This is a genomic window from Bacteroides caecigallinarum, from assembly GCF_021530995.1.
Lineage (GTDB): Bacteria > Bacteroidota > Bacteroidia > Bacteroidales > Bacteroidaceae > Phocaeicola > Phocaeicola faecigallinarum.
In genome coordinates, this window is record NZ_JADYTF010000016.1 from 21377 (window position 1) to 43840 (window position 22464).

16 protein-coding genes are annotated in these 22464 nt (G+C 42.9%); 12 read left to right on the top strand and 4 right to left on the bottom strand.

What is annotated here, in order from left to right:
* Window positions 1-63 precede the first annotated feature (63 nt).
* On the bottom strand, window positions 64-3768 hold the full coding sequence (gene purL / locus I6E24_RS04085) for a phosphoribosylformylglycinamidine synthase (RefSeq protein ID WP_235326462.1): 3705 nt from the start codon (window positions 3766-3768) through the stop codon (window positions 64-66).
* A gap of 199 nt (window positions 3769-3967) precedes the next feature.
* Between purL and I6E24_RS04090 the strand changes: the two genes are divergently transcribed.
* The 9 genes from I6E24_RS04090 (at window position 3968) to I6E24_RS04130 (ending at window position 14150) form a co-directional block, all read left to right on the top strand.
* Entirely contained in the window at window positions 3968-4627 is a 660-nt protein-coding gene (locus tag I6E24_RS04090) for a LysE family translocator (RefSeq protein ID WP_235326464.1), read from the top strand.
* A 1-nt stretch (window position 4628) separates the two neighbouring features.
* Window positions 4629-5171 (top strand): DUF4924 family protein, encoded by a 543-nt coding sequence (locus I6E24_RS04095; RefSeq protein WP_235326466.1) that lies wholly within the window; start codon window positions 4629-4631, stop codon window positions 5169-5171.
* The gene (rfbD, locus tag I6E24_RS04100; protein ID WP_235326468.1) at window positions 5168-6025 is read left to right on the top strand and encodes a dTDP-4-dehydrorhamnose reductase; all 858 of its coding nucleotides are present in this window, start codon (window positions 5168-5170) and stop codon (window positions 6023-6025) included. Before I6E24_RS04095 ends, rfbD begins: the two co-directional genes overlap by 4 nt.
* An 18-nt stretch (window positions 6026-6043) precedes the next feature.
* Complete coding sequence (locus tag I6E24_RS04105; protein WP_235326470.1) at window positions 6044-7612, top strand: peptide chain release factor 3; 1569 nt, start codon at window positions 6044-6046, stop codon at window positions 7610-7612.
* A 274-nt stretch (window positions 7613-7886) separates the two neighbouring features.
* Window positions 7887-8195 carry a hypothetical protein gene (locus I6E24_RS04110; RefSeq protein WP_235326472.1) on the top strand — a complete coding sequence of 103 codons (309 nt, stop codon included), beginning with the start codon at window positions 7887-7889 and terminating at the stop codon, window positions 8193-8195.
* Window positions 8196-8414: 219 nt separating this feature from the next.
* A complete protein-coding gene (locus I6E24_RS04115; protein ID WP_235326474.1) occupies window positions 8415-9875 on the top strand; it encodes a DUF3375 domain-containing protein in 1461 nt (486 codons plus the stop codon).
* Window positions 9872-10450 carry a DUF4194 domain-containing protein gene (locus I6E24_RS04120; RefSeq protein ID WP_235326476.1) on the top strand — a complete coding sequence of 193 codons (579 nt, stop codon included), beginning with the start codon at window positions 9872-9874 and terminating at the stop codon, window positions 10448-10450. The genes I6E24_RS04115 and I6E24_RS04120 overlap by 4 nt, the downstream gene beginning before the upstream one ends.
* A complete protein-coding gene (locus tag I6E24_RS04125) occupies window positions 10434-13826 on the top strand; it encodes an ATP-binding protein (RefSeq protein WP_235326478.1) in 3393 nt (1130 codons plus the stop codon). The genes I6E24_RS04120 and I6E24_RS04125 overlap by 17 nt, the downstream gene beginning before the upstream one ends.
* 18 nt (window positions 13827-13844) lie before the next feature.
* Window positions 13845-14150, top strand: coding sequence for a GNAT family N-acetyltransferase (locus I6E24_RS04130; protein ID WP_235326480.1), 306 nt, complete (start codon window positions 13845-13847; stop codon window positions 14148-14150).
* 130 nt (window positions 14151-14280) lie between these two features.
* Here the strand turns inward: I6E24_RS04130 and I6E24_RS04135 are convergent, their stop codons facing one another.
* Window positions 14281-14469 carry a DUF6722 family protein gene (locus I6E24_RS04135; protein WP_154043270.1) on the bottom strand — a complete coding sequence of 63 codons (189 nt, stop codon included), beginning with the start codon at window positions 14467-14469 and terminating at the stop codon, window positions 14281-14283.
* A 71-nt stretch (window positions 14470-14540) separates the two neighbouring features.
* Entirely contained in the window at window positions 14541-16343 is a 1803-nt protein-coding gene (locus I6E24_RS04140) for a MutS family DNA mismatch repair protein (RefSeq protein ID WP_235326482.1), read from the bottom strand.
* Between the two features lie 109 nt (window positions 16344-16452).
* On the opposite strand from I6E24_RS04140, the gene I6E24_RS04145 reads away from it, so the two are divergent.
* The 3 genes from I6E24_RS04145 (at window position 16453) to I6E24_RS04155 (ending at window position 20015) form a co-directional block, all read left to right on the top strand.
* Window positions 16453-16992: a methylated-DNA--[protein]-cysteine S-methyltransferase gene (locus tag I6E24_RS04145; RefSeq protein ID WP_235326484.1), complete on the top strand. Its 540-nt coding sequence runs from the start codon at window positions 16453-16455 to the stop codon at window positions 16990-16992.
* Window positions 16993-17106: 114 nt separating this feature from the next.
* Entirely contained in the window at window positions 17107-19458 is a 2352-nt protein-coding gene (locus I6E24_RS04150) for a family 20 glycosylhydrolase (RefSeq protein ID WP_235326486.1), read from the top strand.
* Window positions 19459-19478: 20 nt separating this feature from the next.
* A complete protein-coding gene (locus tag I6E24_RS04155; RefSeq protein WP_235326488.1) occupies window positions 19479-20015 on the top strand; it encodes a TlpA family protein disulfide reductase in 537 nt (178 codons plus the stop codon).
* Window positions 20016-20159: 144 nt separating this feature from the next.
* On the opposite strand, the gene I6E24_RS04160 is transcribed toward I6E24_RS04155, so the two are convergent.
* Entirely contained in the window at window positions 20160-22301 is a 2142-nt protein-coding gene (locus tag I6E24_RS04160) for a cation:proton antiporter (protein WP_235326490.1), read from the bottom strand.
* Between the last annotated feature and the right edge of the window lie 163 nt (window positions 22302-22464).

Here is a 22464-nt window from a genome sequence, read left to right on the forward strand (position 1 = left end):
AAGGTTTTCCCGATTTTACCCGGAAAAACCTTTTTGATATTATTAATAACAAAATGTTAAATGTTATTTCTTGTTTGCTTCAACCCATTTGCGCGCATTTACGAATGCCTCCATCCACGGAGTAATCTGGTCTTCACCAAGACGTTCTGCAGGATAATAAGCATTTTCCCATGGGAAGCAAGCTCTTTCAAGATGTGGCATCATTGCAAGATGACGTCCGTCCTGTGAAGCGATACCGGCTACGCTGTAGTCCGAACCGTTAGGATTGCCGGGATATTCATCGTAAGAATATTTCAGAACTACGTTGTAGTGGTCTTCATCGTAAGGCAATGAGAACTTGCCTTCTCCGTGAGCTACCCAGATACCGAGCTTAGAACCGCTCAATGAGCCGAACATCACGCTGCGGTTCATAGGAACTGTAACGCCGAGGAAGTTGGATTCAAACTTGTGTGAGTCGTTATGAAGCATCTTGCCTTTCTTCTTGTCTTCTGGAGTGATAAGTCCGAGTTCCATCATCAGCTGGCAACCGTTACATACACCGAGTGACAATGTATCCTGGCGTGCATAGAAGTTGTCGAGAGCAGCTTTTGCTTTTGGATTGAACAGGAAGCTTCCTGCCCATCCCTTTGCTGAACCAAGAACGTCAGAGTTAGAGAAACCACCGCAGAACACAATCATGTTGATGTCTTCCAATGTTTCGCGTCCGCTGACGAGGTCTGTCATAGTTACGTCCTTAACATCGAATCCTGCCAGGTAAAGCATATATGCCATTTCGCGTTCGCCGTTTGTACCTTTCTCACGTATGATTGCAGCCTTAATACCGCTTGGAGTACGACGGTCAGGGTTAAGTCCGAACTGAGAAAGCTTACCTGTGAATGAAGGATTGAACGCAAATTCAACAGGCTGCTGCTTGTAGTTCTCAAAACGCTTCTTGGCACATCCATTCATGCTCTGATGACGGTCCATCAGGTATGAAGTAGAATACCATACATCACGCAGATAGTCAATACCGAACTGGTAAGTAGCACCATCCTTAGAAACGAGGATATGACGTTCTTCTGAAGGTTTACCAAGTTTCACGAAGCCAACGCCTGCATCTTCAAGAATCTTCTTGACTTCAGCTTTGTCCTTATCTGCAACCTGTATAACGATACCAGGGTTTTCTGCAAACAATATCTTAACAATGTCGTCAGACTTAATCTTGTCAAGATCAATTTCCATACCGCCTTCAGTGTTTGCGAAACACATTTCAAGTAATGTAGTGATAAGACCACCTGCAGAAATATCGTGACCTGCAAGAATCAGACCCTTATTGATAAGCTCCTGAACAGCGAGGAACGCGTCGCGGAAGTATTCAGGGTTTTGTACAGTAGGAACGTCGCTGCCAATCTTGTTGAGGCTTTGAGCAAAAGCAGAACCTCCAAGACGCAACTCATCGAAACTGAAGTCTATATGATAGAATGTAGATTTTTCCTTGTTGACCATAACCGGAGAAACGACTTTCTTCACGTCGCTTACTTCGCCACCGGCAGAAACGATTACTGTTCCCGGGCTGATAATCTTTTCTCCGTCAGGGTATTTCTGAGTCATTGACAAAGAGTCCTTACCTGTAGGAACGTTTATCTGAAGCGAGCAGCAGAAATCAGACAAAGCCTTAACTGCTGTATAAAGTCTTGCGTCTTCACCTTCCTGTGAGCGGCAAGGCCACATCCAGTTAGCGGAAAGAGAAATGCTGTCCATACCGTCTGCCAATGGAGCCCATACAAGGTTTGTCAGAGCTTCAGAAACTGCAAGAACAGAACCTGCGGCAGGATCGGCAAGAGCAGCCTGAGGAGCATGACCGATAGCTGTTGCGATACCGGCATTTCCACGATAGTCGAGAGCGACAACACCACAGTCGCTCAAAGGCAACTGAAGTTCACCCTGACACTGCTGGCGTGCAATCTTACCTGTTACCGAACGGTCAACCTTGTTTGTCAACCAGTCCTTACAAGCTACAGCTTCAAGTTGAAGAACAGTTCTTACGTATTCGTTCAGTTTAGCCGCATCGTATGTTACATTTTCATATTTACGTTCTACTGTCTTATCCACCATATATGTCTTAGGTGAAGAACCGAACATCTGGTCAACAGCCAAGTCGAATGGACGGACGCCGTCAGCCTGTTCGAATGCGAAACGATGGTCGCCTGTAGTTTCACCTACAACATACATAGGAGCGCGTTCGCGTTCTGCAATCTTTTTAACATGTTCTATTGCCTTTTCGTCGATAAGTAATCCCATACGTTCCTGCGATTCGTTTGCGATGATTTCCTTGGCAGAAAGAGTTTCGTCACCGATAGGAAGCTTGTCCATGTGGATAAGGCCACCGCATTCTTCAACAAGTTCGGAAAGACAGTTTACGTGACCTGCCGAACCGTGGTCGTGGATAGAAACGATAGGGTTTTCATCTTCTTCGCAAAGTGAACGAACCACATTGTATGCGCGTTTCTGCATTTCTGCGTTTGCACGCTGTACGGCGTTAAGCTCGATACCGGAAGAGTAACGTCCTGTTTCAACAGAAGATACAGAACCACCACCAAGACCGATACGATAATTATCACCACCAAGAACCACTACTTCGTTACCAGCTTCAGGACTACCTTTCAGACAGTCGCGCTGAGTACCGTAACCTACACCACCGGCAAGCATTATAACCTTGTCGTAGGCATACTTCTCATTGTTTTCCTGATGTTCGAATGTAAGAACAGAACCACAGATAAGCGGCTGACCGAACTTGTTACCGAAGTCGGAAGCACCGTTTGAAGCCTTGATAAGAATCTGTTCAGGAGTCTGATACAACCATTTACGAACAGGAAGAATGTTTTCCCATTCACGTCCTTCTTCCGAACGAGGATAGGAAGTCATGTAAACGGCTGTACCCGCTATAGGCCATGAACCTTTACCACCACCCATACGGTCACGGATTTCACCACCTGTTCCGGTTGATGCGCCGTTGAACGGTTCTACCGTAGTAGGGAAGTTATGAGTTTCAGCCTTAAGCGAGATAACAGTCTTTATATCTTTGATTACGAAATAGTCAGAAGTAGAGTGATCTTTCGGAGCGAACTGTTCTACAACAGGACCTTCAGCAAACGCTACATTATCCTTGTATGCTGAAATGATTTTGTTAGGATTTTCGTTTGTAGTTTTCTTTATCATCTGGAACAATGATGATTCCATTTCCTGTCCGTCAATAATGAAAGTTCCACCGAATATTTTGTGACGGCAGTGTTCAGAGTTAATCTGTGCGAAACCGAACACCTCTGAGTCGGTAAGCTTGCGTCCCAGGTCTTTTTCAACTTTCAAGAGGTAATCCATCTCTTCGCGTGAAAGAGCCAGACCTTCCTGCTCGTTATATTCTTCCAGGTTCTCAATATATATAATAGGTTGTGGCTTGATATTTACATCAAAGATTTGCTGGTTCAAACCTTTATACATACGCTGCAGCATAGGGTCGTATTCAGCATTTTCATCTTTAACAGGGAAATACTCTTCAATACGTCTTATGCCGCTTAAACCCATATTCTGTGTGATTTCTACAGCATTGGTACTCCATGGAGTAATCATCTCCCTACGAGGACCGACGAAACATCCTTTCAGATTTTCTTCTGATTCAACAGTGGCGTCACTGTATAGCCAGCATAATTTCTTGATGTCTTCAGCATTCAATTCCTGACTGCATGCGGTTGCAATCACGCTTTTGCCTGGTGTTCTGAAAAATAGAATCATAACATTATATTGTTTTTGAGTGTTTAAGTTCTATTGTTTTGAATAACATGTTTATATGTTATATCCTTCTTTTAAAAACAAATAAAAACTTATTAAGTAATTATATAATATGTTGCAAAGGTACATAAAACCCCGTTTTTACGAAAGAAAATCTATATGAATTATAGGTACTTTCGCAAAAAAGTATCATCTTTGCATTATGAATTGGTTAGAGCAAGTTACTATACTGGATTTATTAGTTAAGGGTTTTATCATCGGAATAGTGGTTTCTGCGCCGCTTGGACCCGTTGGCGTGCTTTGTATTCAGCGGACACTGAATAAGGGACGTTGGTTCGGTTTTGTAACCGGTCTTGGAGCTGCTTTGAGCGATATAATATATTCACTCATTACCGGTTACGGTATGAGCTTTATGGATGAGCTTATCATCAAACACCAGACTTTTCTTCAGATAGTAGGTAGTATAATGCTTCTGGCTTTCGGTATATATACATTCCGTAGTAATCCGGTTAAAGCGTTGCGTCCGGTGTCCGGCAAACGCGGTTCATACCTTCATAATTTCATTACGGCATTTTTTGTCACTCTGTCCAATCCTCTGATTATCTTTCTTTTTGTAGGTCTTTTCGCCCGATTTTCTTTTGTCATGCCGGGAAGTCCTGTAGGTTTTCAGTTGGTTGGATATCTTGCCATTATTTTAGGTGCCCTGACATGGTGGTTCAGTATCACATATTTTGTCAATAAAGTTCGCAATCATTTCAATGTCCGTGGCATTTGGGTGCTTAACCGTGTCATAGGCATTATAGTCATAGTGGCATCAATCATTGGTTTATTACTTGCGTTATTAGGAAATTCAATATATTGATATGTATATTTCTCAACAGTTAAAACAGCAGAATATTGCTGAGTATCTGCTTTATATGTGGCAGATAGAAGATTTGCTTCGTGCGTATCATTTTGACTTGGACAGGATAAAAAAGGATATAGTTGACCCGTATCCTGTTACGGATGAACAGAAAGCAACACTGTTCCAATGGTATAAGGACCTTGCAAACATGATGCACGACGAGGGTGTTATGGAGAAAGGACATGTACAGATAAACAAGAATATAATAGTCTGGCTTACAGATCTTCATCTGCAGCTGCTCCGTTCTCCAAAATATCCGTATTATAGTGCCGCGTATTATAAGGCTCTTCCTTTTATAGTTGAACTCAGGGCAAAAGGTGCGGATAAGGATGTTCCGGAGCTGGAAACATGTTTTGATGCCATGTACGGCGTACTTATGCTGAAACTTCAGAAAAAGGAGATAAGCGAGGAAACACAGAAGGCCATTAAGGTGATAAGCGACCTTCTGGCCATTCTTGCCGACTATTATATAAAAGATAAGAAAGGAGAATTGGAGTTATGAAAAATATACTCGTGACAGGAGCCAACGGTCAGCTTGGTAATGAAATGCGTATTTTGTCGGAGTCATATCCGCAGTACAGATACTTATTTACTGATGTGGCAGAACTTGATATCTGCAATGAAAAGGCTGTCATGGATTTTGTAATGTCCAACGATATAGATATCATTGTAAATTGTGCGGCATATACAGCAGTCGATAAGGCAGAAGATAATGTTGAACTTTGCAAGATGCTTAACCAGCAGGCTCCTGGCTTCCTGGCGAAGGCTGCTAAAGCAAGAAACGGATACTTGATTCAGGTATCGACAGATTATGTATTCGATGGGACCGCACATATCCCATACCGTGAAGATGCTGAAACATGTCCTAATTCGGTATATGGTGTGACAAAATTAGGAGGAGAGCTGGAAGCATTCAAGTATTGTCCTGAAACAATGGTGATAAGAACGGCATGGCTGTATTCCTCTTTCGGCAATAATTTCGTAAAGACAATGATGCGTCTGGGAAGAGAAAGAGATACCTTGGGCGTGATATTCGATCAGATAGGAACTCCTACATACGCACGCGACCTTGCGGTGGCAATATTCGCTGCCATAAACAAGGGAATCGTTCCGGGAGTATATCATTTCAGCAACGAAGGCGTATGCTCATGGTACGATTTTACCAAAGCTATCCATGCCATTGCAGGCATTCAGGGATGCAATGTGAGACCTCTGCATACAGAGGATTATCCTACAAAGGCTACTCGTCCTCATTATTCAGTGCTTGATAAGACTAAGATAAAGGAGACCTACGGAATAGAGATACCATACTGGATGGACAGCCTTAAGGAGTGTATGGAGATATTGATGAAATAAAAAAATAAAATAAAATATATGAATCAGGAAATAGAAAGAAGACGTACGTTTGCCATTATCGCCCATCCTGATGCCGGAAAGACATCGTTGACAGAAAAACTGTTGCTTTTCGGAGGTCAGATTCAGGTGGCCGGTGCGGTAAAATCAAACAAAATCAAGAAAACAGCGACATCCGACTGGATGGACATCGAAAAGCAGCGTGGTATTTCCGTTACCACATCCGTGATGGAGTTCGACTATAACGACTATAAGGTCAATATCCTTGATACTCCAGGTCACCAGGACTTTGCCGAAGACACTTACCGTACACTTACTGCTGTGGATAGTGTAATCATCGTTGTCGATGGTGCGAAAGGTGTGGAAACACAGACAAGAAAACTGATGGAAGTGTGCCGTATGCGTAACACTCCGGTTATCATCTTTGTCAATAAGATGGACCGCGAAGCCAAGGACCCGTTCGATTTGCTTGACGAGCTTGAAGAAGAACTTGTTATTCAGGTACGTCCTCTTACATGGCCTATCGAGAGTGGACCACGTTTCCGCGGTGTATATAATATATATGAACAGAAACTGAATCTTTTCCAGCCTTCTAAGCAGGTTGTCACAGAAAAGGTAGAGGTAGATATCAATACAGAGGAACTGGACAATCATATAGGTCATGATCTTGCAGACAAACTCCGTGGCGAGCTTGAACTGATTGATGGAGTATATCCTGAATTCAATGTAGAAGAATATCTTAAAGGTGATGTAGCTCCTGTGTTCTTCGGTTCTGCACTCAACAACTTCGGTGTTCAGGAATTGCTCGACTGCTTCGTAGAGATTGCTCCTAGTCCTCGTCCTGTTACAGCTGTAGAACGTACTGTAAATCCGGATGAGCCTAAGTTTACAGGATTTATTTTCAAGATAACGGCCAATATCGACCCTAACCACCGTTCTTGTGTGGCATTCTGTAAGGTATGTTCAGGCAAGTTCACCCGTAACACCCCTTATCTGCATGTACGTCACAACAAGACAATGCGTTTCTCTTCGCCTACACAGTTCATGGCACAGCGTAAGACTACAGTGGATGAGGCTTGGGCAGGAGATATCATCGGTTTGCCGGACAACGGAACATTCAAGATTGGTGACACACTGACTGAAGGTGAAAACCTTCACTTCAAAGGTCTTCCAAGCTTCTCGCCTGAGATGTTCAAGTATATCGAGAATGCCGACCCGATGAAGACAAAACAGCTCAACAAGGGTATCGACCAGCTTATGGACGAAGGTGTGGCACAGCTTTTTGTCAACCAGTTCAATGGCCGCAAGATTATCGGTACTGTAGGTCAGTTGCAGTTTGAAGTAATCCAGTACCGTCTGGAAAATGAATATAATGCTAAGTGTCGTTGGGAGCCTGTAAGTCTTTACAAGGCATGCTGGATAGAAAGTGACGATCCTGAAGAACTTGAAGCATTCAAGAAACGTAAATACCAGTATATGGCTAAGGACCGCGAGGGAAGAGACGTGTTCCTGGCAGACAGTGGATATGTACTGCAGATGGCACAGATGGATTTCAAACACATCAAGTTCCACTTTACTTCTGAATTCTGATTAAAATTTTAATATAAAAAAAGCCGCTTTTGAAGCGGCTTTTTTTATATCCGTTCTTGTGAGTAATTTTTACCCATAAACAATCCCATTCCACAATATTGTGTGTAAAATTATCCAGATATATTTATCCATTTCCAATGCTTTAAATTTCCTGTTTGGCTTTAAGTGATTGAATATTAGCTTTTTAATATGATTGTGTGAGCCTTTGGCATGCACTTTGCATTTAATTCTACGAAGGCAAAATTAATTGTTTAACGTTTAAAACTATTGAATTATGAAAAGAGTATTTTTTGCATTAGCATTGGTAATGGGATTAGGAACAACAGTTGCATTCGCTTCAAATCTTTCATCAACTGAAGTTACAACAGTAACAAATGTAAACGATTTTACACCTGTTGAAGTTAAAGACTTGCCTAAAGCAGTTCAGGATGTTTTGGCAAATAGTTACAAGGACTTTACTATTAAAGCCGCTGCAGTTGAAACAGCTGAAGACGGAACTTCTGTTTATCAGATAACACTGGTTAATGCCGAAGGTGAAGAATCAGTAGTGTTGTTCAATGAAAAAGGTGAAGTTGTGAAATAACTTTGATTGAGTTATAAATCATTTAGGAAACCTTTTAAAAAAACGTGGGCAAATTCATATTAAAATGTGGGCAAATTTTAATCAAGGTTTGCCCACGTTTTTTTTAAATGTTAGTACATCTTATTTTAGGCTTGCGAATGCCTTTATTTATACCTCTCTCATTGCAGTGTCGGATTTTATAGCTAACTTTGTATGATAACTTATTTCGAATAAAAAAATATGTCCGAAACCCAGCTATTGTCCGATATATTGAACGATTCCCCATGCGCGGAACTTTTGCGTTTGCGAAACAGGGAGATTATTGTATTGTTTCTGTATGAAACATTTTATAAGCACAGAGAGCCTGTGGCATATGATTCACTGAAAATGCGACTTTCAGATTATCTTTCTTCCATTAATCTGGAGAAGGATGAGGAGAACGATATAAATGTGTTCGACTCATACGACGAGAAGGCGTACAAGTATATACAGAAATGGACGGACAAAGGTTTTCTCCGCAATTATCAGGAAGAAAGCGGCGAGGTGTTCTACGAGCTTTCGTCATATTCCAGCAAGGTGATAGACTGGCTTCTCAGTCTGAAGAAGGATGAGTTCGTGGGAACAGAGTCGAAGTTTATGAACCTTTACGGACAGATAAAGGAACTTGTTGAGTTTACCAACGAGGACCCTGAAGAACGTATCCGAATGCTTGAGCAGAAAAAGTTGGAGATAGAACATCAGATCCAGAGCCTTAGAGCAGGCGAGTCGGCAATGGTCTATGAAGACTATCAGGTACTTCCACGTTTCCGAGACATTACCCGTACGGCAAAGGAACTTCTTTCCGATTTCAAGGAAGTGGAAGATAATTTCAAGTCCATTACAAAATCCATATATCAGAAACACGCCGAGGGAGACGTTTCGAAAGGTGATATTCTTGGATATACGTTCGATGCACTTGACAAGCTTCAGCAGAGTTCGCAGGGAAAAAGTTTCTATGCTTTTTGGGATTTCCTTATGACACCATCCATGCAGGACGCATGGGATAATATGGTTGACGATTTGTATCATTCCATCGATCCGTCGCAGATCCGTCAGGAAGATATGTTCCTGAAGAACATGAAGCAGTATCTCTATAACAGCGGAAAGAAAGTATATCAGGCCAACGACAAGATGGCTGAGAAGCTGAGCCGTATAATCTGCGAGAATAATAACTCTCAGTCTGCAGCATCGAAGCGTGTCATTCAGGATATTCAGTCGGTACTACTTCAGTTGGCAAGCCGGAACATCAAGCCTGATGTTTCGCTCGAACTGGAGACTATGCCGGAAATATCCATGCCGATAGAGAGAAAGCTCACACTTGAAAAGACTGACGATGTGGACTACAGCAATGTGATAGAAATAGCAAGTGCGGATATTTCCGAGGCAGAACATGCCGATAAGCTGTTTGTAAGTCATGGTGTTGACCGCGCTATATTGAAACAGAGAATACACGATTCGTTGAAGCGACGCAAGCAGGTCTCTCTGTCCGACGTGGTAGAGGAGAGCGGAGGTCTGGAGAAAGGACTGGCAGAACTGTTCGGATATATCAGTGTGATACGCGGATTCAGGCATACCATCAATGCAGAACGCACACAGACCATACCGTTTAACAGTGAACTGAAGAAATCAATAGTAATACCGGAAATTATTATCTTAAAATGAATATAGATTCTATAATAGCACCTTACGGACGTACTGTGGTGCGTCTGCTTAAAGGTCCCGTTGAGGCTACAGATACTAACGCGTGGGAGGATATCCTTAATTATCAGTCGGAGATAAACAAGTATCTCATGAATATAGGTATAGAGCTGATAGTGAAGCGCGATGAAGGTTTTGCATATATCAAACAGATAGTGGATGATGAGGACAGGACCACAGGACTTATTCCTCGCCAGCAGCTTGGTTTCGAAATATCGGTGATTCTGATAATCTTAAGACAGATGCTTGAGGAGTTCGACAGCAATATGGACGAGCTGTATGCTACAGAGCGTTTTGTCAGTGCCGACGAGTTGAAGGAGCGAATAGAGATATTCCTTCCTGAGCGTTTCAACAGAGTGAAGTTACTCAGCGAGATAGACACATATATCAACCGTATAGTGTCGCTGGGATATCTGAAACTGATAAAGCGAGACAATGTGAATACATACCAGATTCACAGAATAATTAAAGAGAAAGTAACATTGGACAAACTACAAGAATTTAAGGATAAACTGCAAGAATATGTTGAGTCTGTTTAGTACCGGTTCCGATACGTCGGGATTTCGTCTGAAATACATGGAGATATATAACTGGGGTACATTCCACGAAAGGATTTTCCGTATGGAGCCCCAGGGAAACAATGCCCTGCTTACGGGAGCAAACGCTTCGGGAAAGAGTACCATAATAGATGCTCTACTCACTCTGATGGTACCTGCCAAGAAGGACAGGTTCTATAACCAGTCGTCGGGAGTGGAGAAGAAAGGTAACCGAACAGAGGAGACATACGTTCTGGGTAATTACGGAAACATACAGCGCGATGGCGAAAGCGGTGCCAGCACACAGTCATTGCGCGATCATTCTGCATACTCTGTGCTTCTTGCCACTTTTACCAATACCGATACTCGTGTGGTTACTGTGTTTCAGGTACGTTGGTTTTCGGGCGGAGAGTTAAGACGTACCTTCGGTCTGGCTCATTGCGAACTGGATATAAAGACTGACTTCCAACCGTTCGACGGAAAGGGTATGTGGCGCCGGCGTCTGGAAAGCTCTCATAAAGGAAACCGAACTATGGTGGAATTCTTTGAAGGTCCTGTAGGCTATGCCGACCGCATCACACAGCTTTTCGGTATGCGTTCCGTCAAGGCTCTTTCACTGTTCAATCAGATTGTGGGTGTGAAGGTGCTCGATGACCTGGATGACTTTATCCGTACCAATATGCTTGAAGAGCAGAACGCAGAGTCGCAGTACATAATGCTCAAAGACAGTTTCAAGACTCTGATGGAGGCAAAGACCAATATCGAAAAGGCAGGAAAGCAGATAGAGTTGCTTACACCTATATCAGAATATGCAGACGAGATAAAAGAATATGCCCAGAAAATCAAACAGCTTTCCATGGACAGGGAAAGCATTGATTACTGGTTTGCACGCAAGACTATCGAACTGGGTAAAGAACGTGTGGATTCTTTGGAACAGGAGCAGGAACGTCTTGAAAAAGAGGAAAAGAAACTCCGTGACGACGAGGACAGAATGCGTCAGGACGAACGTTCCATAGCCCTTGCCATAGAGAATGATGAGGTTGGCAGGAAGATAAAGGAAATGGAGCAGGAGATCAAGCGCCTGGAGGAACTCCGTGACGAGCGCGTGTCTCGTATGGATGAATATAACTCGGTGGCATCTGTGTTGTCGCTCACTACTGACCCCGACAAGGATACTTTCATAAGTCAGCGTGACTCAGTAGCCGGACGTCTGGAGGGCATGAATGCCGGTATAGAGCAGAAAATCAGAGAGACTATAACTTTCGAAAACGAAAGAAAAGATATTGGTCAGAGAATAGATGAGTATATCAAGACTATTGACTCTCTGAAGAAAAACAAGAACAATATTTCAGGACGTGAGTCGGAGATACGCGAAATGATTCTTGAACATACCGGAGCCACAAAGGATGAGATACCTTTCATCGGTGAGCTGATAAGGGTAAATCCTGCGGAAATGGAGTGGGAGGGTGCCATAGAGAAAATCCTTCACAACTTTGCACTGCATCTGCTTGTGCCTGACCAGTATTATCATGAGGTAAATAAGTTTCTTAACTCTAACGACTTGAAGGGTAGGATTACTTATTACCGCTATCGTACTTACAACTCGCTTGCAGGAATGGATACATTCACATCCGATGATGCCAGACTGCTAGACAAGATTGAAATACGTCCCGACTCTGAATATGAGGAGTGGATACGCGATACCATATTCCAGAAATACAATTATGCGTGCGTAGAAAATCTTGAAGAGTTCGAACGCTATCAGGAAAAGGCTGTTACACGTGAGGGACTTATTAAGTTCTCGCACGACAGACATGAGAAGGACGACCGTCCTCAGGTAGTGAGCAAGGCAAATTATATCCTCGGATGGGATAATCAGGACAAGATAGCCCTGCTTCAACATGAGATAAAGGAACTTCAGGAGAAAGACATCGAGCTGATGGCCAAGCTGAATGATATAAATTCCGAGAAACAGAAACTCCAGTATGACTACGACATGAGCAAGAAACTGGTGGATATGTTTAAGGACTTCGATGCCGTAAACTGGAAAGAATACGCCACACGTCTGCAGGAGAAACTTTCCGACAAGGCTGAATTGGAAAAGAACAATAATACCATCCAGGCTCTGCAGAAACAGTTGGAACAGGTACGTCAGGCCATACGTAAGATTTCGCTGGAAGAGATACGCGACAAGGTGAGCCAGATTTCGGATATCAAATCCAAGATAAAGGAAACGAAACATGAGATGGAAGAATGTCAGAAGGCTATTTCATCAATGCGTTCTATCCTTATTTCCGACTTTGAGCAGGCTTACGAAGAACTGAAGAACTGTACATACGAAGATCTTGATAAGGAATACAAGTCATTCATCAGCCGTAATGACCGCGAACGTAATAAACTGTTTAATAAGAAGCGTGAGGCGGAAGACAAGGCGAAGAACCATATCCGTGATTTCAAATATCCTTCGGAATATATCACCGAGAAGTTCAAGGACTGGCGTTCGGACGTTAATGCCCTGCCTGATGCAGACCATATCGACCTTATAGACGAGTATCAGGAAATGTTGCGCCGTCTGCAGAAGGAAAACCTACCGAAATACGAAAAGCAGTTTGACAACTATCTGCAGAAAACACTTACAGACAAGGTGGGTGACTTCCGTATGTTCTTCATCAACTGGAAGAGTGCGATAGACGACAATATCCGTATGCTGAACGAATCACTCCATGGCATTGATTACCGCAAACAACCTGCTACTTACATTCAGCTGGTTATGCAGACCAGGATAAATGAAGAGGTCAGAGAGTTCCGCCGTCTGATGGATGAGGCTATGCCTAATGTGCAGAAAATCAATTCTACGATAGACGGGCGTAAGATTCATTTCCGCGACCATATCCAGCCATTCATGGAACGTCTGGAAAATGAGGACTGGAGAAACAGGGTGATGGATGTGCGTTCATGGTTCACTTATAAGGCTGAGGAATTCAACCGCAATACTGGAAACAAGGAGAATACATACGAAAACATGGGGCACTTGTCAGGAGGAGAGAAAGCTCAGCTTACATATACTATTCTCGGTTCTGCCATAGCATATCAGTTCGGTCTGACAAAGAGCGGAATGCAGGACAATTCTTTCCGTTTTATAGCCATAGACGAAGCCTTCAAGGCACAGGACGAGGATAAGGCACGCTATCTGATAGACCTATGCAAACAGCTCCATCTACAGCTCCTTGTGGTTACTCCAAATGATAATATACATATCGTAGAGAACGACATCTCGTATGTGTATTTCGTCGAGCGTAAGGAAGAAAAGACCTCATGGCTCTACAGCATGCCTATAGAGCAGTGGAGGGCAGAGAAGAATCCGGGAAGATTGTTTTAACACTAAAATTTATATCTTATGGAAATTGTACATGACGAAGCAAAGAAACAGTTCAAGGTAGAAGTGGACGGTTATACCGCTCATGTAGCTTATCAGCTTACAGAAGACGGCGGTCTGGATATCCGCCATACCATAGTGCCTGAAGAAATAGGCGGACGCGGAATAGCATCAGCCCTTGTAAAGGCGGCATACGATTATGCGCGCTGCAAATGTCTGAAACCTGTTGCCACATGCTCTTATGCAGTAATCTGGCTTCAGCGTCATCCGGAATATCAGGGCGACGTAAGTTGTGATTATGGTGGTAAGGGAACTTGCGCAATCTGAACGATTGCGCAATACATTATTTAAATCATATGGTTTGATTTTAACCATTTCTTTCCTGGAGGTGTAAGACACCATATCAGGAATATTACGCATGGTAGTCCTATTGCTGATAAAACAAATACTGCTTCCATTATTTTTCCTCCTTCTTATTACTTAATACTAAACCGGCTAAGAGTGTGGAGCAAGCTACTAATAAACCTAAGACATATATTAATAGTTTGCTTTCGCCCAAATCTTTAAATAAAGATGCTATTACTATACCTGTCAACACATATTTTGAGACATCTATAAGATAGGCTCCTAACTTCTCTTTCCACATATGCATGTTATTTATATATAAAGACAAAAATAAAAAACATCTGTCAACTTTGCAAATTCTTTGTGGAATAGTTAATTATCCTCTATCACAATCCCCATCTTCTTCATCAGGAAGCATGCATTCATATTTTGGGCTATACCTTCACGTATCTTGTAACTGAAGTATAGCTCATTGTTTTTTATATCCGCTTCGAAACAGTAGTTCCTGATCTGATTTGGGAAATAGTTGACTAATTCTCCCAACAGCAAGTCATGAGTGGCAATAATACCGTTTGCCTTTAGAGTCATAAACTGGCGTATAAGGCTGAACGAACCTTTCTGCTTGTCTGTAGAGTTTGTTCCTTTGAGAATTTCATCGAGGATGATGAACAACTCGTCGCCCCTGTTGAGCATGTCTATTATTCTTTTCAGACGTTTGAGTTCAGCAAAGAAATACGATTCGTTATCGCTCAGTGAGTCCGATGTACGCAGACTTGTTATCAGCTGTGCCGGATAGATTTTCATCCTTTTGCAGCACGATGGTGCACCGATACATGCCAGCAGATAGTTCACGCCTATAGTTCTCAGGTATGTACTTTTTCCCGCCATGTTGGCACCTGTGATAATAAGGAAATACGGTCTTGACGGAATGAGTGCATCATTCTTTACACATTGTTCTTCAGGCATAAGCGGATGTCCCAACTCTTCTGCTTCGTAGCAGAATGGAGTATCTGTGATTTCGGCATATCGGTAGCCGGGATGATTGTAGGCAAATGTTCCGAGCGAACAGATAGCGTCCAGTTCGCCAACTGCCTCAAGCCATCCTGAGAGGTATTTCCCGTACCGGTCTTTCCAAGCTTCGATACGTATCATCTGACGCAACTGGAAGAACATACTTCCTTCAAGTATTACATACAGAATCTGATTATTGCGCAAGTCGAGCCTGTCCAGTTCTTTTGTCAGTGCGTTAAGAGCTTCGGCAGGCGATTTGCCGTCTATCTCAAGTCTCTTTGTGATATCCATTATTCCTTTGGCATTCCATTCCTCGTTTTGTGCCAATGTTATCAGGCGGGCGTATGTGCTTAGAGTCTTAAGTTTTTTGCCATACTCTTCCTGAAGTGCTGTGGCACGCTTTATAACACTGAAGCTCAATATTACGAAAACCGAGAAAGCAAGTCCGAACCATGACATGGAAATTATGTCTGCCAGTCCGCATGCGAGCAGTATTATATTTACAGAAGGAATCAGCCATATCAAGGCTTTCGCCCAGATGGATCGGGTGAGAGAACTTTCTGTTTCAGCCCATTTGCGGATATCACTGTCATCGCTGTTTTCACTTCTGTTTATAAGTCCCGTGATGGCAAATTTCAGTCTGAAGTCGTTTCTTTCTGCCAAATCCTTAATACACTCCTGTCTTTCCTCTATATCTTCCTTTTTGCGCAAATGGTTTTTCATCCAATCTGCCAAAGTAGTTTTTCCTATGTGTGTACATGTACGGTTGATAGCCTGGAATAGTGATTTGCGACCGAAAATATCGAGGTCGAATGAATAAAGATGTTCTGCATCTGCAAATTCCTTGCCTTCGTCGAACTCCGAAAAGTCGTTGTTCAGCCCCTTTAGTTCCTTGCCAAGGATATCAGCCTTAACTTCCAGCCATTGTCTGCGCAAGAAGAAACGGCTGTGTACCTTTATCATTATGAGGAAAGGGATGAGTGTGCAGCAGGCTCCGAAAATGATAGTCTGCATGCTATAGCTCCATAAGGCGATGACTGTCGATATACAGCCCACGAAGAGCAGTATTCTTATAATACTTATATATAATATTGTTCTGTTTACCTTGTTCAGGTTCTGTTTAGTTTCAGATAGATTGTTGTTATACCATTCCTGTGGTTCCATGATTCCTGTTTTTGTTTTGCCTGCGAAGATAATAAAGATTTGAAAGTCTGTTTGTTTTATGCGGCGGATTTCATTTATTTTGTGATGTAATATAAATCAAGGTTAAGAAATGAAGTTCAGAATAGAAAGAATGGCTGAAAGTGAATACCGGAATCTGAAAATTGATTACGGATTTTACAGCACACCGGTAGGAGAAATTCTCGTGGCATCTACTTCACGTGGAATTTGCTGTATTGAACTGGCCGACAACCGTGATGAAGCTTTGCAACTGCTTTGCAAGAGATTTGCAAAATCTTTTCAAAGGATGTGTCATACGGAATATCATGACTTGGCTTTACGCTTTTTCTGTAAAAATGAAAGACAATCTTCCGAGGAAACAGTTTTACATCTTTATGGCACGGACTTTCAGATAGATGTATGGAGAGTCTTACTTGAAATCCCGTTTGGAAAAACCTCTACTTACAGTGAGATAGCAAAAGCTATAAATAACCCAGGAGCGTTGCGTGCGGTAGGAACTGCCATAGGAAGAAATCCTGTGGCTATACTTGTTCCTTGTCATAGAGTGTTGCGTACTGATGGTGGAATTGGTGGTTATTATTGGGGAATTGAAAAGAAAAAGAAGCTTCTGGAGTGGGAAAAATGTGTATGATTGTGATTTTTAAGAAGTGTTAAGATGGAGGTATGCTGAAAGAATAAAATAATAGTATAACTTTGCAGCAGAGAATTTTAATAATTGTTTAAACCTTAAAAAAGTGGATACTTTATGAGAAAAAATTATCTGAAAGTAATTTGTGCTGTATTTACTGCGGGTGTTATGGCGTCGTGCGGAAATTCTGCCACAGAAATCAAATCTTATAATGAAGGTATTAATATTATACCAAAGCCTCTTTCTCTGGAAGTCGGAAATGGCAGTTTCAAACTGAAAGACGGTATGTCCGTTCATGCCGCAGGTCAGGAGGAAAAGACTGTAGCCGAATATTTCATCTCAAAAATAAACCGTGCTACAGGTTTTGACATTCAGGTTAAGGAAAACGGATGTATCCGTCTGGAGTTGGATCCTTCTGCCACTATGGACAATGAGGGTTATACACTTAATGTTACTCCGGAATCGGTAGTAGTAAAGGCTAAGACAGCCCACGGGCTTTTCTACGGTATGCAGTCGTTCATGCAGCTGCTTCCGGCAGAAATTGAAAGTCCTGCAGTAGTGAAGAACGTTCCTTGGGTGGCACAGGCAGTGAATATCACTGACGAACCTAAATTCGAATACAGAGGTCTGATGATTGATCCATGCCGTCATTTCATGACTGTTGATGAGATAAAGAAACAGTTGGACGTAATGGCGCTCTTCAAAATGAACCGTATGCATTGGCATCTCACAGAAGACCAGGGTTGGAGAATCGAGATAAAGAAATATCCTAAACTGGCTGAAGTGGCTTCGAAAAGAATCGAGGCTGACGGAACTGAATACGGAGGCTACTATACTCAGGAAGAAGTAAAGGAAATAGTGAAATATGCTTCGGACAGATTTATTACTGTCGTTCCTGAAATAGAATTGCCGGGACATGAATTGGCTGCTATTGCCGCTTATCCTGAACTGTCGTGCAAAGGCCAGCCTATCACTCCACGTACAGTTTGGGGAGTAGAACATGTGGTGATGTGTGCCGGAAAGGAACTGCCTTTCCAGTTCCTGGAGGATGTTATCGCTGAAGTCGCTCCTCTGTTCCCTGGCGAATATCTTCATATCGGTGGTGATGAATGTCCTAAGACGAGTTGGAAAACATGTCCGTTGTGTCAGAAGAGAATACGTGAAGAAAAACTGTTTGCCGACAAGAACCATACAGCAGAAGAACGTCTGCAGAGCTATTTTGTACAGCGTATGGAAAAAGTAGCGACCAAATATGGAAAGAAGATTATCGGATGGGACGAAATTCTTGAAGGAGGTCTGTCACCAACTGCAACTGTCATGTCATGGCGTGGCGAAGAAGGTGGTATTGCTGCAGCTTTGACAAATCATGATGTAATTATGACTCCTGGCTCAAATGGCCTGTATCTTGACTATTATCAGGGAGACTGTAAAATAGGTCCTGTTGCAATCGGCGGTTTCTCTCCACTGGAAAAGACATATAGCTATAATCCTGTGCCTGATACACTTGTTGCCATGGGTAAGGAAAACTTCATCAAAGGTCTGCAGGGTAATGTATGGAGTGAATATCTTTATACAAATGATATAAGGGAATACCGTACTTTCCCTCGTGCGATAGCTATTGCAGAAACAGGTTGGACAGCTACAGAACTGAAAGATTATAATGATTTTATCAGACGTATCGACAATGCTTGCGTACGCCTGGACGGACATGGCATAAACTATTATATCCCAATGCCGGAACAGCCTAACGGATCAAGTGACTTTGTTGCTTTCACTGACAATGCTTCACTGACATTCAAGACTACAAGACCTGTAAAAATGGTTTATACTCTTGATGGAACCGAACCTACAGTAAATTCGGCTGTTTATGAAGCTCCTTTCAACTTTACTGAAAATGCAACTGTAAAGATTGCTTCTGTTCTTCCTTCGGGCAAGATGAGCCGGGTTCGCACAGTAACAGTGGAGAAACAGGAACTTTCACCTGCAGCCAAAGTAGAAAAGAAGGCTCCGGGACTTAACATGGAAGTTATCGACGGTACATATCTGAATATGGCAGAACTGGAGAAATCTGGAATGAAAGTTACAGACAAGAAAGTCATTAAGGATACACGCGAACTTACTACTTACAGAAAGTTCTCTGAGGAAACAATGAGAGGCTTCAAGCAATATTCTGCTATCGCAACAGGATATGTTGATATACCTGCCGACGGTGTTTATTTCTTCTCGTCGGATCTGGAAGAAGTCTGGATTGACGGCAAGAAACTTATTGACAATGGTGGACTGGTTAAGCATTTCTGTCCTACTGACAAATCGGTTGCCCTTTCTGCCGGACTTCACGAGTTCAAGGTGGTGTTCCTTGGTAACTCTTACGGAGGTTATCCTACACACTGGAATGACGGAAGCATCAATATCAGAAAGTCTGACGAAGAATCATTCAAGAAGATTACGCCTGAAATGTTGTTTCATTGATAATTTATAGACCGTTTGTTATGATGTATTTTTCCCGGTATCTTAGGTTTACGGCTTGTCTGTTCTTGATATTGTCTCTTGCCAGTTCTTGTATTCGCGAGAAACTTGTATTGGGAGAGGACAGGATTTCTGTGGGCGATTACCTGCCGGAATTCGAAGTCTCTGTAAATGACGGCCGGCAGATTTCCACATCGGACTTGTCCGGAAAGATTTCCGTAATAGTGTTCTTCAACACGGATTGTCCTGATTGCCGTCAGTTAATGCCGGAGATACAGATACTTTATGAGATGTATTCGGATGCCGGAGATATAGTCATATTGGCTGTGAGCAGGGAACAGGATTACGAATCTGTTTCCGGTTACTGGGAAAAAAACAATTATAGCATACCGTTTTCAGCACAAGACGGGCGTCAGGTTTACGAGCTGTTTGCCATGTCTGGAATTCCAAGAGTATATATTGCCGATAGCGGGCTGGTTGTGAGGAGCGTCTTCACTGACAACAACCTGCCTGCCGTCGGCGATATTTCCCGGATAATTGAAAATTTACGTAATTTATAGTATAAATCTATTTCTGATTGAAGAAAGAACGGAAAATAAGTTTTAATCATCTCTGTTTTTAAATTTCATCTAAAGATTATAATGCCAAACATCCGGAACATCAATATCAATCAATGTCCCGGATGTTTGGCATTATATGTTTTGTCATTTCTTCCAATCCTCTCTCTTCTTTACGAAAAACATCCAGCGGAGCATTGACGCCGGAATGGTGTGACTGAACGAGTTTACTTCGTCCGCACGTTCCTCTATGTTCTCTAACAGAGGCTCGGCATCTTTCTCGCTTATGATTCCGTTGTTTATCATCTGGCGGACGGTTCGCTTCTCGTTGCTGAGGAGCATACGGATGGATTTAAGGGTAAGCGCGTGTCCGTAGGCTTTCGGGAACTCGTCGGCTATGGCGCTTATTACGGCATCCATTCGCTCTATGTTATGCTCAATTTCCGATTTCAGTGTCGGCAGGACAGCTTTCTGCTCGTCATCCAGAAGATTTGACGCTTTCAGCTCGTCTATCAGCTTCAGGTCTTCTTTCTGAAGGATGATGAAACCTCGTCCCAAATCATAGACTACAGTGATGCGTTCGCGGAAATAGAAGCTTATCCAGTCGTGTATGACCGGTGTCTTCCTCAATGCGTTGATTGTGCTGCTGCGTTCGCAGAACTTGAAGATTGAGTTTCTGAAGTCGAGGGTATATTTGCCGTCGTGGTCGTAAAGCTCGTCCAGCGAGTTCATTAACCGGCGGAAAGCTGTTTCCGATATGATACCTTCTTCGTATATGGCTTTGCAGGTGGCTTTCTCGCGATCGAGGACTTTCAGGCGGATTTCGGAGATTACATCCTTGTCTTTTGTCTCTACTATTGGTGCCACAGGCGAAGATGCCATATAGTGTTCCACCTTTCTCCAGTTTGCTCCTGTCAGATGGTCTCTGGCTTTCAGCCTTTCCAGATATTTCTCGGAATTCTCCCTGATATGCTTGTGGATGTTGTATTCCAGTTTTACTCTTGCCGAAGGGACACTTATCAGTCCCAGTTTGTTGAGCAGCCAGCGCATTGTTGTGGCATTTATACACAGTGTAAGGGTTACTATGCCTGCTGTGAAGAACAGTATCTGGTTTCGGATGTCTTCGGGAATGGTTTCGGTATATGACACCATAAGCGCAAGTGTCATGGCAAGCGCGCCGCGCAATCCTCCCCATGTCAGTATCACAGATTCACGTTTAGTCAGTCCGTAGCCCATACGTTTCATCACCGGATAGAGCATCGAAATCATGGCATAACGGAAGAGATTTAGGAATACGTATATCAGTATGAGCACTCCGAACGCGCTCCATGAGAAGGTTACTTTCTCGGATATCACTATACCTACTATGATGAAGATAAGCGTGTTTGCTATATAAGTGGCGAGTTCCCAGAAATGTTCCATGAATTTGTTTACCTGCGGTTTCAGGCGAGGCTTGCCCACGTATGTCACCGTAAGGCCGAATGCCACAAGGGCAATCACTCCCGATACACCAAGATAGAATTGGGATATGATGAAAGTGACGTATGCTGATACAATGATTACGCTGTTCTGTATCATCTCTTCGGAGTTGATACGTGTGATGAACCATATCACAAGTCGTGCAAGGAAGTATCCCAGTATGGTACTGATGCTTATTACCTTTATGAATTCCATAACGGGAGAGCTGTCCGATCCGCCTGTAGCGGCATATACCCCGAAGAAGAGCATGAAGCAGACGATACCCGTACCGTCGTTAAGCAGTGACTCGGCATCTACCAGTGTGGAGAACCGTTTACTGGTCTTCAGCTCATGAAGCAGGGCGACTACAGCCACAGGGTCGGTGGCACTGATCAGTGCTCCGAACATCAGGGCGAATGCCCATGTCCAGTTTTCATATCCGGGGATGGTCAGTCCTATGCCTACCATCAGCACTCCGGTCAGTATCATGCAGATGACAAGTCCCGGTGCGGCAAGCAGAGTGGCGTTTGCCAGTGTTTTTTTGAAGATATGCATATTCAGCTCGTATGCCGCATCGAATATAAGTATGGGGAGGAAAAGATACAGTATAAGGTCGGGATTTATATTGGCCACACTATCTACGGCTTCCGTAATCTGGGGCATTGAATGAAATATTCCCGCACGGTTCAGTATTCCTACCAGAAGTCCGATGGCGAACAATCCTACCGTGTAGGGGAAACGGCTGTGTTTGAGTAAAGATTTTAGTAACGCTCCTATTACAAGTCCTGCGATAGTGAGCAGCAATGGTTGCAGAAATGCAAATTCTTCCATGGTAATGATTATTAATTATAACAAAAACGGTTTTTAACAAACTTACATAAAAATCTTCGTTTTTTATGCCGGTGCAATAAAAAATCAAGCCCTACGTACTTGATTGATCGTCTATTGCCGTGCTCGAAGCACAAAATGTTGTATATTTGAGGTGCATACATTT

Excerpts from the sequence above, each read along its gene's own strand:
- I6E24_RS04115 (WP_235326474.1), top strand. The coding sequence starts at position 8,415 with ATGTCCGAAACCCAGCTATTGTCCGATATATTGAACGATTCCCCATGC.
- I6E24_RS04125 (WP_235326478.1), top strand. The coding sequence starts at position 10,434 with ATGTTGAGTCTGTTTAGTACCGGTTCCGATACGTCGGGATTTCGTCTG.
- I6E24_RS04150 (WP_235326486.1), top strand. The coding sequence starts at position 17,107 with ATGAGAAAAAATTATCTGAAAGTAATTTGTGCTGTATTTACTGCGGGT.
- purL (WP_235326462.1), bottom strand. The coding sequence starts at position 3,768 with ATGATTCTATTTTTCAGAACACCAGGCAAAAGCGTGATTGCAACCGCA.
- I6E24_RS04095 (WP_235326466.1), top strand. The coding sequence starts at position 4,629 with ATGTATATTTCTCAACAGTTAAAACAGCAGAATATTGCTGAGTATCTG.
- rfbD (WP_235326468.1), top strand. The coding sequence starts at position 5,168 with ATGAAAAATATACTCGTGACAGGAGCCAACGGTCAGCTTGGTAATGAA.
- I6E24_RS04130 (WP_235326480.1), top strand. The coding sequence starts at position 13,845 with ATGGAAATTGTACATGACGAAGCAAAGAAACAGTTCAAGGTAGAAGTG.
- I6E24_RS04110 (WP_235326472.1), top strand. The coding sequence starts at position 7,887 with ATGAAAAGAGTATTTTTTGCATTAGCATTGGTAATGGGATTAGGAACA.
- I6E24_RS04160 (WP_235326490.1), bottom strand. The coding sequence starts at position 22,301 with ATGGAAGAATTTGCATTTCTGCAACCATTGCTGCTCACTATCGCAGGA.
- I6E24_RS04155 (WP_235326488.1), top strand. The coding sequence starts at position 19,479 with ATGATGTATTTTTCCCGGTATCTTAGGTTTACGGCTTGTCTGTTCTTG.
- I6E24_RS04135 (WP_154043270.1), bottom strand. The coding sequence starts at position 14,469 with ATGTGGAAAGAGAAGTTAGGAGCCTATCTTATAGATGTCTCAAAATAT.
- I6E24_RS04090 (WP_235326464.1), top strand. The coding sequence starts at position 3,968 with ATGAATTGGTTAGAGCAAGTTACTATACTGGATTTATTAGTTAAGGGT.
- I6E24_RS04120 (WP_235326476.1), top strand. The coding sequence starts at position 9,872 with ATGAATATAGATTCTATAATAGCACCTTACGGACGTACTGTGGTGCGT.
- I6E24_RS04140 (WP_235326482.1), bottom strand. The coding sequence starts at position 16,343 with ATGGAACCACAGGAATGGTATAACAACAATCTATCTGAAACTAAACAG.
- I6E24_RS04145 (WP_235326484.1), top strand. The coding sequence starts at position 16,453 with ATGAAGTTCAGAATAGAAAGAATGGCTGAAAGTGAATACCGGAATCTG.
- I6E24_RS04105 (WP_235326470.1), top strand. The coding sequence starts at position 6,044 with ATGAATCAGGAAATAGAAAGAAGACGTACGTTTGCCATTATCGCCCAT.